Source organism: Gordonia sp. ALPHA1B1 (assembly GCF_005502615.1).
Taxonomy (GTDB): domain Bacteria; phylum Actinomycetota; class Actinomycetes; order Mycobacteriales; family Mycobacteriaceae; genus Gordonia; species Gordonia hongkongensis.
Window position 1 is genome coordinate 17601 of the sequence record NZ_SCOC01000027.1, and the last position, 16036, is coordinate 33636.

12 protein-coding genes are annotated in these 16036 nt (G+C 66.7%); 8 read left to right on the top strand and 4 right to left on the bottom strand.

The annotated features are described in order from the left end of the window. The first annotated feature begins 188 nt into the window (after nt 1–188). Nucleotides 189–1808, top strand: coding sequence for an HNH endonuclease signature motif containing protein (locus FFS52_RS17035; RefSeq protein WP_137810381.1), 1620 nt, complete (start codon nt 189–191; stop codon nt 1806–1808). 25 nt (nt 1809–1833) lie between these two features. Here FFS52_RS17035 and FFS52_RS17040 read toward each other — a convergent pair whose 3' ends face one another. After that, a complete protein-coding gene (locus FFS52_RS17040) occupies nt 1834–2835 on the bottom strand; it encodes a zinc-binding alcohol dehydrogenase family protein (RefSeq protein WP_249356415.1) in 1002 nt (333 codons plus the stop codon). Nucleotides 2836–2912: 77 nt separating this feature from the next. Here FFS52_RS17040 and FFS52_RS17045 point away from each other — a divergent pair, with 77 nt between their 5' ends. Continuing rightward, nucleotides 2913–3260 (top strand): helix-turn-helix domain-containing protein, encoded by a 348-nt coding sequence (locus FFS52_RS17045; protein WP_058249796.1) that lies wholly within the window; start codon nt 2913–2915, stop codon nt 3258–3260. Between the two features lie 66 nt (nt 3261–3326). Here FFS52_RS17045 and clpB read toward each other — a convergent pair whose 3' ends face one another. Then, entirely contained in the window at nt 3327–5879 is a 2553-nt protein-coding gene (gene clpB / locus FFS52_RS17050; protein WP_137810382.1) for an ATP-dependent chaperone ClpB, read from the bottom strand. 261 nt (nt 5880–6140) lie between these two features. Here clpB and FFS52_RS17055 point away from each other — a divergent pair, with 261 nt between their 5' ends. Then, nucleotides 6141–7244 (top strand): hypothetical protein, encoded by a 1104-nt coding sequence (locus tag FFS52_RS17055; protein ID WP_137810383.1) that lies wholly within the window; start codon nt 6141–6143, stop codon nt 7242–7244. Between the two features lie 107 nt (nt 7245–7351). Continuing rightward, a complete protein-coding gene (locus FFS52_RS17060) occupies nt 7352–8752 on the top strand; it encodes a glucose-6-phosphate dehydrogenase (NADP(+)) (RefSeq protein WP_283205452.1) in 1401 nt (466 codons plus the stop codon). 75 nt (nt 8753–8827) lie between these two features. On the opposite strand, the gene FFS52_RS17065 is transcribed toward FFS52_RS17060, so the two are convergent. Then, nucleotides 8828–10723, bottom strand: coding sequence for a glycoside hydrolase family 15 protein (locus tag FFS52_RS17065; protein WP_137810384.1), 1896 nt, complete (start codon nt 10721–10723; stop codon nt 8828–8830). Between the two features lie 136 nt (nt 10724–10859). On the opposite strand from FFS52_RS17065, the gene FFS52_RS17070 reads away from it, so the two are divergent. After that, nucleotides 10860–12098 carry a cytochrome P450 gene (locus FFS52_RS17070; RefSeq protein WP_137810385.1) on the top strand — a complete coding sequence of 413 codons (1239 nt, stop codon included), beginning with the start codon at nt 10860–10862 and terminating at the stop codon, nt 12096–12098. A gap of 24 nt (nt 12099–12122) precedes the next feature. Here FFS52_RS17070 and FFS52_RS17075 read toward each other — a convergent pair whose 3' ends face one another. Then, entirely contained in the window at nt 12123–12899 is a 777-nt protein-coding gene (locus tag FFS52_RS17075; RefSeq protein WP_137810386.1) for a DUF427 domain-containing protein, read from the bottom strand. A 135-nt stretch (nt 12900–13034) separates the two neighbouring features. On the opposite strand from FFS52_RS17075, the gene FFS52_RS17080 reads away from it, so the two are divergent. The 3 genes from FFS52_RS17080 (at nt 13035) to FFS52_RS17090 (ending at nt 16034) form a co-directional block, all read left to right on the top strand. Then, entirely contained in the window at nt 13035–13589 is a 555-nt protein-coding gene (locus FFS52_RS17080) for a DUF6328 family protein (protein WP_137810387.1), read from the top strand. A gap of 31 nt (nt 13590–13620) precedes the next feature. Continuing rightward, the gene (locus FFS52_RS17085; RefSeq protein WP_137810388.1) at nt 13621–14517 is read left to right on the top strand and encodes an MBL fold metallo-hydrolase; all 897 of its coding nucleotides are present in this window, start codon (nt 13621–13623) and stop codon (nt 14515–14517) included. Between the two features lie 89 nt (nt 14518–14606). Then, nucleotides 14607–16034, top strand: coding sequence for a CHAD domain-containing protein (locus FFS52_RS17090; protein ID WP_238994946.1), 1428 nt, complete (start codon nt 14607–14609; stop codon nt 16032–16034). The last annotated feature ends 2 nt before the right edge of the window (nt 16035–16036 follow it).

Consider the following 16036-nt stretch of genomic DNA (forward strand, 5'->3'; position numbering starts at 1 on the left):
TCCTGTCGGACAGGTCGCCGCGTGCATCGCGGGAAGAGCTTCCGTCCGAGGCCCCTACCACACGACACCGACAAGTCGACATCAACGAATATCGTTGCACAACAGTATTTTTGGACTTGCCGCACGTCTGGATTGGTGTACACTCGAACCTACATTCGCAGCAACGGTTCTCGGGGGAGGTGACCGTCATGTTCGATTCCCAGCAGGTCGGCGACACCGACGCGCCTTCGCCTCGTGTGGTCGAGTTGGTGGCCGATCTGCATCGCACCCTGGACAAGTTGCAGTCGGTGGATCTGTCGCCGTGTACCGACACTGAACTCGCTGAAGTGGCCGAGGAGACCGAACGCGCCATCGCGCGTCTGACCGTCGCCGGTGACCGGCAGATCGATCAGGTCGAGGCCCGCGACCTGCCCCGCAAGGCCGGCTGCCGCACCCTCATGCAGTTCATGACGCACCGGCTACGAGTCTCGAACCCGATGCGCCGCCGTAAGCACATGGACGCCACCGCCCACCGGACCAGCCTCGGCGGCGAGGTCCTCCCACCCGAATACCCCTACCTCGCCGAAGCTTTCGCACAAGGCGCGGTCGGCACCGCGCACGTGCAGGCCACAGTGGACGTCCTCGACCGCATCCCGGCCGCCGTCGACCACGACATCAAGGTCGCCGCCGAGCGACAGATGGCCGAGATCGCCGCCGACCACACGCCCGCCGACATCACCCAACTCGGCGCGCGGCTGCTTGCCCACCTCGACCCCGACGGCACCCTGTCAGACGACACCGACCAGAAACGACGCCGCGGCCTGTGGATCGGTCGGCAACGCGCCGATGGCACCGCCAAAATATCGGGCACCCTGACACCCGCACTCGCCGCCCGACTCACCATGATGTTCGCCGTGTGGGGCAAACCCGGACTCAACAACCCCGACGACCCCGCCTCACCCAGCGGACCGGCCGGCACCGCCGACCCCGACGCCCTGGCCACCGCAGCCGACCGCGACGGCCGCACCCTCGCCCAGACCAATCACGACGCCCTCGACGCCGCACTCGCCGCAGGCTTCGCCGACGGAACACTCGGCACCTCGCACCGAGGGCTACCCGTGCAACTGATCATCAAAGCCGACCTCAACGACCTCATCCGCGAAGCCGGACTCGCCACCACCGCCACCGGAACCCTGCTGCCCATCCGGGACCTGATCGCGATGGCCGCCGACATGCAACCCTGGCTCGCGATCTTCAAAGACGCCACCACCGTCCCCCTGCACTTCGGGCGCGGGAAACGACTCGCCACCCGCGAACAACGCCTGGTCTCCTTCGCCCGTCCCGACGGGGAAGTGTGTTCGGCACCCGGGTGCGATCAACCCGCGACCCACATCGAGCTTCATCACGCCGAACGAGACTGGGCCAAGGGCGGTCTCACCGACATCGACGACCTCGCCCCGGCCTGTCCCCGTCACAACCGCATGGTCGGCGACCAGCCCGGCCAATACACCACCCGCATCGCCCGATCCGGACCCGACGAAGGCCGCTGCCTGTGGCGGTTGAACGCCGAACCCGGCGCACCGCCCAACCCCGAACACCTCAACCGCCGACCCGACATACCCAGGCGGTTGCACGCCCACCTGGCACAGGTGCGGCGAGAGGTCCACGGACGCACCACGTCCGGCGATGAGCCACGCCCACATGACGCGCGCCGATCATGGTTGAAAACCAGCCACGTCATCGACTACCGGCCACCACGACCCGGACCTCGCACACCCCGGCCGTCCCTCGTCGAAGCACACCTCATGGAGTTACTCGCGACCTGGTGAAGGTCCGCCTGCTCATCCGCAGTGGTCAGCGTGTGAGGACCACCTTGCCGATCGCCCCTCCGGATTCGGAGACCTGGTGTGCTGTACGGAGATTGTCGATCGTGCAACCCAAGAGTTCACGATTGACAGTGCTGCGGATCTTGCCGGCGTCGACGAGTTCGGCGACCCGGCCGAGGATCCGGTGTTGCGAGTCGTCTTCCGGTGCGAACAATGGCTTGGAGAACATCAACTCCCAATGCCAACTCTGGCTCTTCTGCTTCAGCGGGAGGGTATCGAGACCTTCCGGCTCGTCAATGGCGACGACCTGACCGTGTACACCCATGATGTCGGCATAGGACTCGACATTCCCGTCCGAGTGGGGCGAGAAGATGTAATCCACGCCGCCCGGGGCGCACGACCGCACGTCCTCGCGCAGGCGTCTCGGGTCGACGACGTGGTGGGCCCCGAGCCCTCGCGCCCATTCCTGCGACTCAGGCCGTGACGCGGTTGCGATCACGGTGAGATCAGTCAGGGTCCGGGCCAACTGAATGACCATCGAGCCGACGCCCCCGGCACCCGCCACCACGACGATCGTTCCCGAGTCCGCGGAATCGACCCGCAGCTTCTCGAACAACGACTCCCAGGCAGTGATCGTGGTCAACGGCAGTGCGGCAGCCGCGCCGAAGTCGAGGGACGACGGTTTGCGCCCGACGATCCGCTCATCGACAAGATGGAACTCGGCATTCGTTCCCGGCCGATCGATCGAACCGGCGTAGTAGACCTCGTCCCCGACGGCAAACCTCGACACCTCGTCGCCGATCCCGACGACAATCCCCGCCGCGTCGAATCCCAGAACACGCGGCGGATCGGAGTCACGCAGGCCTGCACGCACTTTGGTGTCCACCGGGTTGACCGAGACCGCGCGGACCTCGACGAGGAGATCGTGCGGACGGGGGGCCGGCACCGGCATTGTCGTCTCGGCGAACGCGCTCGGGTCCTCGACGGAGTTCGCGCCGACCGCGACCAGGGCTGTCATCTCTCGTGTCATGGCGCTAAGGTATCCCCACGACCCCAGTTACCCGCAAGGGCTCCTAGTATCCAATAGAAAGCATCGAGGCCAGCGCCATGTCACTGCCGTCCCATCGCGGAGACGCCTACTCTGCGTCGTGTCCCTGCCGAGGGATGCTCGACCTCCTCGCCGACAAGTGGAGCGCCCTGGTCATCGGCGCCCTACGCGATCGACCGATGCGTTTCGGAGAGCTCCGCGTGCGGCTGGACGGGATCAGCCCCAAAGTCCTCACGGCGACTCTGCGTCGGTTGGAGACAGCCGGGATGCTGACCCGTACCGTCTATCCGGCGGTCCCGCTGCACGTCGAATACCAACTGACGGAACTCGGGGTGGACGCCGCCGGGCCGCTGGACGCATTGCGCCTGTGGGTAGAGGACAACCTCGACCGCTTCCCACATCCGTAGCCGGCGCAGACAAAGGGACCCATCCCGAAGGATGGGTCCCTTGTCATTCACTTGTCATTCACGAACTCAGCCGAGTACCAACGATTCTCCGTCGGCACTGACGTTGACCGGCACCACGTCACCGTCCCGGATGTCCCCGGCGAGCAGCTGCTTGGCGAGCTGGTCACCGATGGCCTGCTGCACCAGGCGGCGCAGCGGGCGGGCACCGTACAGCGGGTCGAATCCGCGAGCGCCCAGCCATTCCTTGGCCTTGAGCGACACCTCGAGGTCGAGGCGACGCTGCGCGAGGCGCTTCTTGAGCTGGTCGAGCTGGATGTCGACGATCGACACCAGTTCCTCCGGGCTCAGGGCGTCGAAGATCACCACGTCGTCGAGACGGTTGATGAACTCCGGCTTGAACGCCGACCGCACCGCCATCATGACGTGATCCTTGTCGCCCCCCGCACCGAGGTTCGAGGTGAGGATCAGGATGGTGTTGCGGAAGTCCACCGTCCGGCCCTGACCGTCGGTCAGTCGACCTTCGTCCAGTACCTGCAGCAGCACGTCGAACACGTCCGGGTGAGCCTTCTCGATCTCGTCGAACAGGACCACCGTGTACGGACGACGCCTCACCGCCTCGGTCAGCTGGCCGCCGGCCTCGTACCCGACGTAACCGGGCGGAGCACCGACGAGCCTTGCCACGCTGTGCTTCTCGCCGTACTCGCTCATGTCGATGCGGACCATCGCCCGCTCGTCGTCGAACAGGAACTCGGCGAGCGCCTTGGCCAGCTCGGTCTTACCGACACCGGTGGGGCCGAGGAACATGAACGAGCCGAGCGGCCGGTTCGGGTCCGCGACACCGGCGCGGGCACGACGCACCGCGTCGGACACCGCCTGCACCGCATCCTTCTGACCGATGACCCGGTGTCCCAGTTCCTCTTCCATGCGCAGCAGCTTGGCGGTCTCGCCTTCGAGCATGCGTCCGGCCGGGATTCCGGTCCACGCCGACACGACCTGGGCCACGTCGTCGGGTCCGACCTCCTCCTGCAGCATCACGTCCTGAGAAGGATCCGTGCCGGTCTTCTCGATCGCGGCCTCGAGCTCCTTCTCCAGTCCGGGGACGCGACCGTACCGCAGCTCGGCGGCGCGTCCGAGATCACCGTCGCGCTCCGCGCGATCAGCCTCGCCGCGAAGCCTTTCCAGCTCCTCCTTGAGGTCTCGGACCGCGTCGATCGCGGTCTTCTCCGACTGCCACCGGGCGGAGAGCTCGTTGAGCTTCTCCTTCTGGTCGGCCAGCTCGGCGCGGAGCTTCTCGAGCCGCTCCTTCGACGCCGCGTCGGTCTCCTTCTGCAAGGCGACCTCCTCGACCTCGAGACGGCGGACGATCCGCTCGACCTCGTCGATCTCGACGGGGCGCGAGTCGATCTCCATCCGCAACCGCGACGCGGCCTCGTCGACGAGGTCGATGGCCTTGTCGGGCAGGAACCGCGAGGTGATGTAGCGATCGGAAAGCGATGCGGCAGCGACCAATGCGGAGTCGGTGATGCGCACGCCGTGGTGCACCTCGTATCGGTCTTTCAGGCCACGGAGGATGCCGATGGCGTCTTCGACCGACGGCTCGCCGACGTACACCTGCTGGAAGCGACGCTCGAGTGCGGCGTCCTTCTCGATGTACTTGCGGTACTCCTCGAGGGTGGTGGCACCGACCAGCCGCAGCTCGCCACGGGCGAGCATCGGCTTGATCATGTTGCCGGCGTCCATCGCGGAATCGCCTGTCGCACCGGCTCCGACGATCGTGTGCAGCTCGTCGATGAAGGTGATGACCTGTCCGGCCGAACCCTTGATCTCGTCGAGCACGGCCTTGAGTCGCTCCTCGAACTCGCCGCGGTACTTCGCACCGGCGACCATCGAACCCATGTCGAGGGAGATGACGGTCTTGTTGCGCAACGACTCCGGCACGTCGCCGGCGACGATGCGCTGCGCGAGACCTTCGACGATGGCGGTCTTGCCGACGCCGGGCTCACCGATGAGGACCGGGTTGTTCTTGGTCCGCCGGCTGAGCACCTGCACGACGCGCCGGATCTCGGTGTCGCGGCCGATGACCGGGTCGAGCTTGCCCTCGCGGGCGGCCGCGGTCAGGTCGGTCGAGTACTTCTCGAGAGCCTGGTAGGTCGATTCGGGATCCTCGGAGGTGACCCGTGCGCTGCCGCGCACGGCGACGAACGCCTCGCGCAGAGCCTGCGGAGTCGCACCGAGGTTGTGCAGCAGTTTGGCGATGTCGGAATCACCGGTCGCCAGGCCGACGACGACGTGCTCGGTCGAGACGTACTCGTCGTCGAGCTCACCGGCCAGCTGCTGAGCTGCGGTGACGGCCGCGATCGATTCGCGGGATAGTTGAGGCGTCGAGCTGGCGCCGGACACCGTTGGCATGCGATCGACCAGAGCCTGGGCCTGCGCACGAACGCTCGACGGGTCCACGCCCACCGCTTTGAGCAGCGGCGACGCGATGCCGTCGGACTGATCGAGCAGTGCCACGAGGATGTGGGCCGGTCGCACGTCGGGGTTGCCAGCACTGGCCGCCGCCTGCACAGCAGAACTCAATGCTTGCTGCGTCTTGGTGGTGGGGGTGAAGCTGTCCACTCGCGTGCACCTTTCTCTTAAGTCCAACAGGCTCAAGTATGAGCCATACGCGGTCTACAACGCCAACATAGTTGAGTGCATTCCGCTCAAGCCTGAAGTTTTTGTGACATAGACCACTTGCTCCAGGATGTCGGGGGTTGGCGATCCCCCGCCCTCACAGCCGTCCAGGCTCGGGACCCGACGCCACAGACTCTCCGGAACGCGACAAACCGATCCGCAGTATTGAACGACGCACAAGTCGGGCGCCTATTCTCGAGCCTGATGTCACAGCTTTCACGCGACAAGAAGAAGCGGCGCGCCCAACGTAAGCGCAAACACGACTCCGGCAGTGGCAACCACTCCAACGTGGTACCGCTTTTCGGCACAGCAAGGCGACACGTTGCTCCCGAATCATTCAAGTCGTGGCTCCGCGATGAGGTCTTCCCCGGCGACGAGGAAGCTGTCACCCACATCGGGGCGTACGCGTTCATCGTGCTCGACGCCGTCGGGCAGACGAACCCCGGTTTCGATCCGCTCTCCTGGACTACCGACGACGTCGACACCATGGTGTCGATGCTCAGCCACATCGAGTCGAACCAGCAGCAGGACGCCAAACCGCTCGCCATCGCGATCGAGACGCTGCGCCGCTACCTGGTCGAGACCGGCATGTGGCTCAGCACCGAATCCGTATCGGCCTATGCCGCCGAGCAGTTTGCCCTTGCCTCCGGGCTCGAGTTACGGACCACGACAATCGAGGAAGTCGACGAGGCCACCGAACGCGCTGCCCTCCTGGACACACAGCCCGTCCGGCGGGTCACCGAGCTGTTGGACTGGCTGGGTCCGCACCGCCCCACCACGCAGAGTCGGTGGCTCAAACCGGCCGAGGCCCGCGACCTCGCCCGCCGACTCGACATCGACTTCCCCGCTCACGTCAAGAGCATGAGCGACGTCGCGTCGTTACATCACCTGTGGGGCTTTGCCCAGGCCCTCGATATCGTCGAAGCCAACACCTCGAGCGCACGTCCCGGGCGCGCCGCCCATCTGTGGCGGGAGGAGCCCCGGATCGACGTGCTGCGGGTGGGTCTCACCGCATGGGTTCGGTCCGGCTTTCCTCGGGAATACAACCCCGACATCGACTTCTCGTCGTCCTTGATCGGCGTGGTCATTAGCGGACTCGGCGATTCACCGCTCAGTATCGCCGAGATCAACGCCTGGGTCCCCAAACTCGGACTCAGCGAGTTCCTCGTCGAGGCAATCCATCGTCGGCTCGAGTTGTACATCGAAGAAGGCTGGCTGACGCTCGAGGGCGACAGGTACGTCGTTCCCGTCGCGTTACGCCCTGCCGTGGTATCTGCGCTCCCCCTGCCAGGACCTCCGCAGGACTAGATGGGGCCGGCGGCGCAGGGATCCGCTGACATCCACAGAGCGGGATCGGTAACGGAATCCAGCGCACATCCCGCACTCTGCACATCTGTTCGCGCAATATGGATTGAGTGACCACAGACAACTCCACCGGGCCGGTGATCTTCATCCTCTTCGGGTCGACGGGCGACCTCGCCAAGCGGATGGTCCTGCCATCGCTGTACGAACTCCACCGGCGAGACCTACTCCCCGACGGATGGCAGCTGATCGGCAACGGCCGTGGCGACCGGACCGACGACGAGTTCCGGCAGCACGTGAAGGACGCCATCGAGGAGTTCGGTCCGGGCGGGTCGGTGTCATCGGACGAATGGGAAGCGTTCGCCGAGACCATCCGCTTCGCCGGCGGCGGGTTCACCGTCGACAACCCCGGCCGTCTGCCGGAGGTGATCGACGCGGCCCGTGACGACGTCGGTGACGGTGCTCAACTGGTCCACTATCTGGCCCTCCCACCGACGACCTTCGTCGACTACACGAAAGCCATTGCCGCGCACGATCTTGCGAATGGATCCCGAGTCGTCTACGAGAAGCCGTTCGGAACGTCCCCCGACGGCTTCCGGACTCTCGACAAGGCAGTCCACGAATCCCTGGACGAGAAGCAGATCTACCGGATCGACCACTTCCTGGGGAAGGAGAGCACCCAGAACCTGCACGTCCTCCGTTTTGCCAACGGGTTGTTCTCGGGGGTGTGGAACCGCGAACACGTGGCAGAAGTCCAGATCGACGTCCCGGAGATTCTCGACATCGCCGACCGCGCCGCCTTCTACGACGCCACCGGCGCATTCCTGGACATGATCGTCACCCACCTGTTCCAGGTGGCGGCCGAAGTCGCGATGGAACCCCCGGTCTCGCTCGGCGCCGACGACCTGCTCGACGCGCGGGAGTCGGTCATCGCGGCGTTCCGGCCGCTGGACCCCGCCGAGGTGGTCTTCGGCCAGTACGAGGGGTACCGCGGCACCGAGGGCATCCCCGCGGACTCCACCACCGAGACATTCGCGGCCGTGCGTCTGTGGGTCGACACCGACCGCTGGCACGGCGTCCCGTTCCTGCTGCGGACCGGCAAGATGCTCGACCACAGCTCCCAGCGACTCAGCCTCGTGTTCCGCTCCCCCGCCGACGGTCCGCTGACCGATACCCCGAAGGACGGCACCGTGCTGACCTTCGATCTGGCCGGCGACGGTGCCATCGATCTGGCGGTCACCGTCAAGGAACCGGGTTCGGGCACCGACCTCTCCGTCGCCCACATGACCGAACAGCTCGACGAGGTGGCCGACGGCCTGTCGCCCTATGCCCGACTCATCGTCGACGTGCTGCGCGGCGATCGGTCGCTGTTCACCCGACCCGATGGTCTCGCGCATGTGTGGGAGGTGGCCGCACCGGTGCTGGCGAATCCGCCGGCGCCGCAACCGTATGCGGCTGGATCGACCGGCCCCGCGGCCGCCGACGACCTGTGCGGCGGGTCCGGCTGGATCTGAACGCGGACATGAGATCCGGTTGTGGTTTGTCCCGGTTACCGGCACAAAACGCAACCGGATCCCGTGACGCTCGGTTCAATCGCCAAGCCGTCGATCGAGATTGATGGCCGCGCTGATGAGTGCGAGGTGGGTGAACGCCTGCGGCATGTTGCCGAGTTGTTCGCCGGTGAGTCCGACCTGCTCGGCATAGAGGCCGAGGTGATTGGCGTGGGTGAACATCTTCTCCAGCGCCAGCCGGGCGTCGGCCAGGCGGCCGACCCGGGTGAGTGCTTCGACATACCAGAACGAGCACAGGGAGAACGTCCCCTCGGCACCGTCGAGCCCGTCGTGCCCGCCGTCGGTGTCGTACCGGAACACCAGGGAGTCGCTCACCAGTTCTTCCTCGATCCGCTCGAGCGTGCGGAGGAACCGATCATCGGTGGGCGACAGCAACTTCACGGCGGGGATGAGCAACAGCGCGGCGTCGAGCCGATCGGAGTCGAGCGTCTGGACGAAGGCCCCCACGTCGTCGTTCCAGCCCCGCTCCATGATCTGCAGGAAGATGTCGTCGCGGGCCTTCATCCAACCCGCGACGTCGCCCGGTAGACCGCGCTGCCGACTCATCCGGATCATCCGCTCGAGGGCCACCCACGACATCACTCGCGAGTAGACGTAGTCCTGCGGCTTGCTCCGCACCTCCCAGATGCTCTGGTCCGGACGATCCCAGTTGTCGACGAGCCATCCCGCCACCGTGCACAGATGCGTCCAGGACCCGTAGGAGATCCCCGGTCCGTACTTGTTGTACAGGTACACCGAGTCGATGAGCTCGCCGTAGATGTCCAGCTGGAGCTGGTCGGCGGCGGCGTTTCCGACCAACACCGGCGAGGTCTGCCGGTAACCCTCCCAGTGGTCGAGTTCGGTCTCCTTCGGCGGCGGATCCCCGTCGACGGTGTACATCAACCGCAGCGGCCCCAGATCCCCCGCTTCATCGGCGCCATCGTCGAACCGGCAGGTCAGCCAGTCCATGAACGCGCCCGCCTCGTCGGTGAAACCCAGCCGCAGTAGCGCGTAGAGCGTGAAGGCGGCATCGCGGATCCACACGTAGCGGTAATCCCAGTTCCGTTCGCCGCCGATCTCTTCGGGAAGCGCGGCGGTCACCGCGGACACCACCGCCCCCGACGGTTCGTGCGTGAGCAGTTTGAGCGTGAGCGCAGACCGGTGCACCATCTCCCGCCATCGGCCCGTGTAGGAGGAGCGCGAGACCCAGTCCTGCCAGAATGCGACCGTCGCGGCGACGACCGCGGGAGAACTGTCGTGGTCGAGCACTTCCGACCCGATAGGGTCGGGGGCGAGGACGAACGTCACGCACTGACCGGTCTCGACGGTGAAGTGGGCCTGTGCATCCCGGTCGTCGACGGTGTCGACATCGACCGTCGACGCGAGATGCAACTCCAGATCGTCGGTCTCGAAACGGAGTCGGCGTTCGTCCTCGACGACGACGGTGTGCGCCTGGCGCCCGTAATCGAACCGCGGCGCAACCGTCACGCGGAACTCCACGGAGCCGCGCACGCAGGAGACCCGACGGATGATCCGCGTGCGATGGTCGGGATCGTGCGGGCGCGCGATCGGCATGAGGTCCTGGACCTCGGCGACGCCGTCCTCGCTCAGGAAGCGGGTGACGAGCACGTTGGAGTCGGGGAGGTAGAACTGCCGCGTGGTGACCTCTCCGTCGATGGGTTCCACGGTCCAGGCACCGCCGCGGCGGGCGTCGAGCAACGAACCGAACACACTCGGCGAGTCGAACCGCGGACAACAGAACCAGTCGATCCGCCCGTCGACTCCCACGACGGCCGCGGTACGCAGGTCCCCGATGACACCGTGGTCGGCGATCGGCAGATAGTCACCGGTGGCGTCGGCCGTCGTCGAGCCGTCGCATCGAGCCGTCGCAGCCGCGTCCTCGCCTGATTCGGAAGGGGTGCTCATGCCGGCCATTCGGTGCCTGCCTCATCTCGGATGGGCGACCGGGTTCCCCAATACGCCGGTCTGAAACCCGCCGATACCGGACACTCGACAGCGATCGACCCTCGACGGAAGGACAACGGTGCCGACAAGCAGCGTGGACACGAGCATGACCGACGACGCCGCCAACGTCTTCGCCGACGCCAAGGCCTACGCCGACGAGCCGCGACTGCACGCCGCGATGGCCCACCTGCGGGCACACAATCCGGTACCGCGTGTCGACCACGGCCCCTACCGGCCGTTCTTCGCGATCACCAAGCACGCCGACATCATGGACATCGAGCGCGACAACAACCTGTGGCTGAGCGAACCGCGTCCGGTGTTGACCACCGCCGCCGCCGACGATGTGGCACGTGCTCAGCTGGAGTCCGGTGCCGGACTGCGCACCCTGATCCACATGGACGACCCGCACCACCGCAAGGTCCGCGCCATCGGCGCCGACTGGTTTCGTCCGAAAGCCCTGCGCGACCTACAGACCCGCGTCGATGAGCTCGCGAAGCGCTACGTCGACAGGATGCGCGACATCGGACCCGAGTGCGACTTCGTCGAGGAGATCGCGGTCGGCTTCCCGCTGTATGTGATCCTGTCGCTGCTGGGCCTCCCCGAGGAGGACTTCCCGCGGATGCATCAGCTCACGCAGGAGTTGTTCGGCGCCGACGACGTCGAATACCGGCGCGGAGCAACGCTCGAGGAGCGGATGGCGACACTGCTGGACTTCTTCGCCTACTTCAGCGAACTCACCGCATCACGCCGCGCGCACCCCACGGACGACCTGGCGTCCGCCATCGCCAACGGCCTCATCGACGGCGAGCCCCTGTCCGACGTCGACACCGCGTCGTACTACGTGATCGTGGCCAGCGCCGGGCACGACACCACCAAGGACGCCATCTCCGGCGGCCTGCGGGCGTTCATCGAGAACCCCGGTGAACTCGAACGACTTCGGCGCGAGCCCGAACTCGTGGGGACCGCGGTCGAGGAGATGATCCGGTGGACCACACCGGTCAAGGAGTTCATGCGCACCGCTGCCGAGGACACCTCGGTGCGAGGTGTGCCCATCGCCAAGGGCGAATCCGTCTATCTCGCCTACACTTCGGGCAATCGGGACGAGGAGGTCTTCGACGACCCGTTCACCTTCGACATCGGCCGGTTCCCCAACAAGCATCTGTCGTTCGGCTACGGCGTCCACTTCTGTCTCGGCGCCGCTCTGGCCCGGATGGAGATGCGGAGCTTCTTCGCCGAACTGATCCCGCGGCTCGACTCCATCGAACTGGCCGGGACGCCAGAGCTGGCCGCGACGGTGTTCGTCGGCGGTCTCAAGCACCTGCCGATCAGGTATTCGCTGCGCTGACGCCGGTCTAGTTCGAGGACCCCGTCAGGTCTCGACGCTCAGGCCTACCCGCTCGTCGTAGAAGCAGATGAGGTCCCGGACGGGCTCGGCATCGGTCAGCGGATCGGTGTAGGTCCATGCCACGTCGGGGATGACCTCGTCGCCGACGACGGCCGACCAGTACGTCGCCTCGCCCTTGTATGCGCACACCGTGACGGTGTCCGACGGCACGAGTAGATCCATCCGGACGTCCTCCCGCGGCAGATAGTGTCGGGGCGGCAGATGGGTTTCGAGCAGCAGGGTCGGGCGTCGGCTGTCCGCCAGGACCGAACCTCCCACCGTCACCATCACATGTCTGCGGGTGTCGAGGCAGTCGATGCGCTGAAACGGATCGTGCGGATGACCGATCGCCGTCTGCTCCTCTTCGCGCCACTCGTCGAAGGCCGCCCAGTCCAGCAGGACGTGGCCGGCGAGATCGGCATCGTCCGGACGGAACGCGGCGCCGGCCAGAGTCCGTTCGCCTGCCACGAGGTCGCAGGTCGTACCGGGCGTCGTGTGCACGTCGAAGGGATCGACCGGTGTGAGGATCGGCCCGTGGTCGTCGGCGGCGTCGACTGACTGTGCATCGGTCAGCGGCGCAACGACATCGGAGACGGGCACCGCGTAGCATCCGACCACCCGGTAGGGCTCCCACACCTGGATGGCCCTCGCGGAGTCGACGACGACTTCTCCGTCGACCAGCGCGCGCACCCGTCGCCGCATGTCCGCCCAGCGCAGTGAACCCAGCCGGGACATCGTGAACTCATCCATCGCTGTGGCCATGTGACCGATGGTCCTCCGATACCGCGTCATGCGCCAGGGCGCACTGTTCCCACGGGGCACGCACACGACGACCAGTGACCGCTTCGAGACTCCACCGCACGGCTCGACGAGATCAATCGGTGCGACGATGAACAGGTGACCAGTCCGCCGGACACCGGCCGCACCGAACCCGGCGCCGACGACGCCGAGTGGAATCGCGCCCAACGCGACGAAACGGAAACCCAACGCCTGGACCGCAATTGGAATTCGCTCCTCCAGGAGCTCCGCGTCGTCCAGACGGGAGTACAGATCCTGACCGGGTTCCTGCTCACCCTGCCGTTCCACGACGGTTTCGAGGAACTCGGCGGCGCGTTACGCGTGATCTACCTGATCACCGTGTCGTGCGCGGTCGGTGCAGCAATCCTGCTCGCCGCACCCGTGGCCCTGCACCGGGCGCTGTTCCGTCAGCACCAGCTCGGGCTGATCGTCACCGCCGCCCACTATCTCTCCTTCGCCGGTCTGACCCTCTTGGGACTGGCCCTGTCCGGCGCGGTCACGGTTGTCTTCGGCGCGACCGCCGGGCCGGTCCCGTCGGCAATCGCCGGAGTCGTCACGCTCGTGGTGTTCTCCCTCGCGTGGCTGATACTCCCGCTGTGGCTCCGCGCGGTGGCGGGCTCGCCGGGGGACTCCGTCGACGACCCCCGCCGTTGACAGCGTTCCGCCGCCGGGGTACGCAGGCGACGTGACCCGCGCACCGAGTTTCATCGAGAACCGCTATGACGAGGTGACCGTGCTCGCGTCGTCACATGGCGGTGCGTTTCCCTACGGCAACACGGTCGTGGTCCGCGGCTCCGCCGGGACCCTGGTGATCGACCCCTCCCTCGAGGTCGACCACGACCCGGTGCAGCCCGACGCGGTGATGATCAGTCACGCACACGAGGACCACATCGCCGGCCTCCGGTACTTCTCCGCGGACAAGTTCGCCCATCACGCCGACGTCGACGGCGTGCGATCCCTGCAGGTCCTTCTCGACAACTACGGATTGACCGACGAGGAGAGGGCCGGCGTCGACGCCCAGATCGGCGACACCTTCCGGTTGACGTCCGGCTTCCCCGAGGCCGCCGGGGTCGAGGACGGACACACCTTCGACCTCGGCGGGGTCACCGCGACGGTCGTCCACCTGCCCGGGCACACCGCCGGGCATTCCGGCATCCTCGTCGAACCCACGGGCTTTCTCTATCTCGCCGACATCGACCTCACCTCGTTCGGACCGATGTACGGCGACCTGGGGAGCAGCGTAGACGACTATCTCGCGTCGATTGCGCGAGTACGCGACATCGATGCCCGCTGGTACGGCACCTTCCATCAGAAGGGCGTGGTCACCGGCGCCGACGAATTCCGATCACGTCTCGCCGACTACGAGGCCGTCATCCATCGACGCGAGGAACGCCTGCTGGAGTTGCTGCGCCGCCCACTCACGGTCGAGGGGATCGCCACCGAGCGGCTGGTGTATCGCCCGCATGTCCAGCTGCCCTTCGTCGACGCGGTGGAGAAACGGACAGCCGAACTCCACCTCGAACGGCTCCTACGCCACGGCCAGGTCACGCGTTCGGAGGACGGCGTCTACCACCGCTCGTAGGCCGATCGTGACCCCTCCTGACGTTTACCGGATGTCCGGTTCGGACACCCTCGGTGTGTCAGCGACACAGCGAGAGTGAGGAGCGAGTAGTGCACACCGACACCACCCGCGCAGACACCTGGGATTTCGGTCTGGGCAGCGCCATCCCCGACCTCGGAGACCCCGGCGACGTCGAGATCTCGTCGACGGATTTCAGCGACACGTACTACGACACCGAGGACCGGGACCTCCTCGCGCACGGCACCACGGTCGTCTACGTCGACGGGGACGAGCGTCCGGCCGGCTGGCGGGTCGTCACCCCCTTCCCCGCTGAGGCCATCACCGAACGAATCGATGCCCCCTCGACGGCCGTCCCGCCGACGATTGCCGATGCCCTATGGGGGCTGAGCGGCGGCAAACCGCTTCGCGTCGCGGCGATCGTGCACACGCACCGAACCCGCCACCGCCATCTCGACGCGAACGGTGAGACCGACTACCAGGTGATCGACGACACCGTCTCCGCCACCGCCACCGGCCCGGTCGCCACCGCCACGTCCTGGCGCGAGGTCGCGGTGCGCTCCGCGTCGTCGGATGCGGTGCCCAAAGGGGTACGCAAACGGATGGTCGGGGCCGGCGCGCGTCCGGCGTCGGCGTCGTCGACGTACGAGCGCGCCATCGGTCACGAAGCACCGCACCGAGCCGGATCGGCGTCGCCGGCCGCTGCCGCCGCACTGGACTACGTCCACGAGCAGATCGCGACCATCTTCGCCGGCGATGTCGCGCTGCGTCGCGGTGAGAACCCGGTGCACGGCGTTCGCGTCGCCATCCGCCGTCTCCGGAGCACGCTGCGGACCGCGGCACCGCTGTTCGAGCCGAGCGGCCTCGTGAGACTCGACGACGAACTGCGGTGGTTCGCAGGGGTTCTCGGCGAGGTGCGCGACCGGGAGGTCCTGCGCGCACGATTCGCCACCGCCCTCGCCGAACTGCCCGACGAGCTCGTGCTCGGACCGGTTGCGGCGCGGATCGAGGAGGAACTCTCCGCTCAGCAGCACCACCATCGCGAGAACGTCGCCGCCGAGATGACATCGGACCGGTATCGCCGGCTGCTGTCGACCCTCACGACCTGGAACGAGGCAGTCCCGCTCGTCGATGACCAGATCTCGAAGAAGCAGGTCCGTCAGATCGCCACCCGCGCGGCGCGCAAGGCGGACAAGCGGTTGAAGCAAGCCCTCGCCTCCGGGCACGAGGAGGATCTGCATCGGGCGCGCAAGGCGGCCAAGCGCGCCCGTTACGCCGGTGAGCTGGCCACGCCCGTCGTCGGGTCGATCGGTCGTGCGCAGGCCAAGCGCTACAAGAAGATCCAGACCGTCCTGGGGGAACACCAGGATGCCGCCGTTGCCGCCCGCGCCCTGCGGGAACTGGGCGCCGCCGCGGGAATCCGCAAGGGAGAGAACGGTTTCACCTACGGCATCCTGTATCAGCGCGAGCTCCACGCGGCCGCCGCGGCCCGCGACGCCGTTCTGTCCGGAAAGAAGTGATC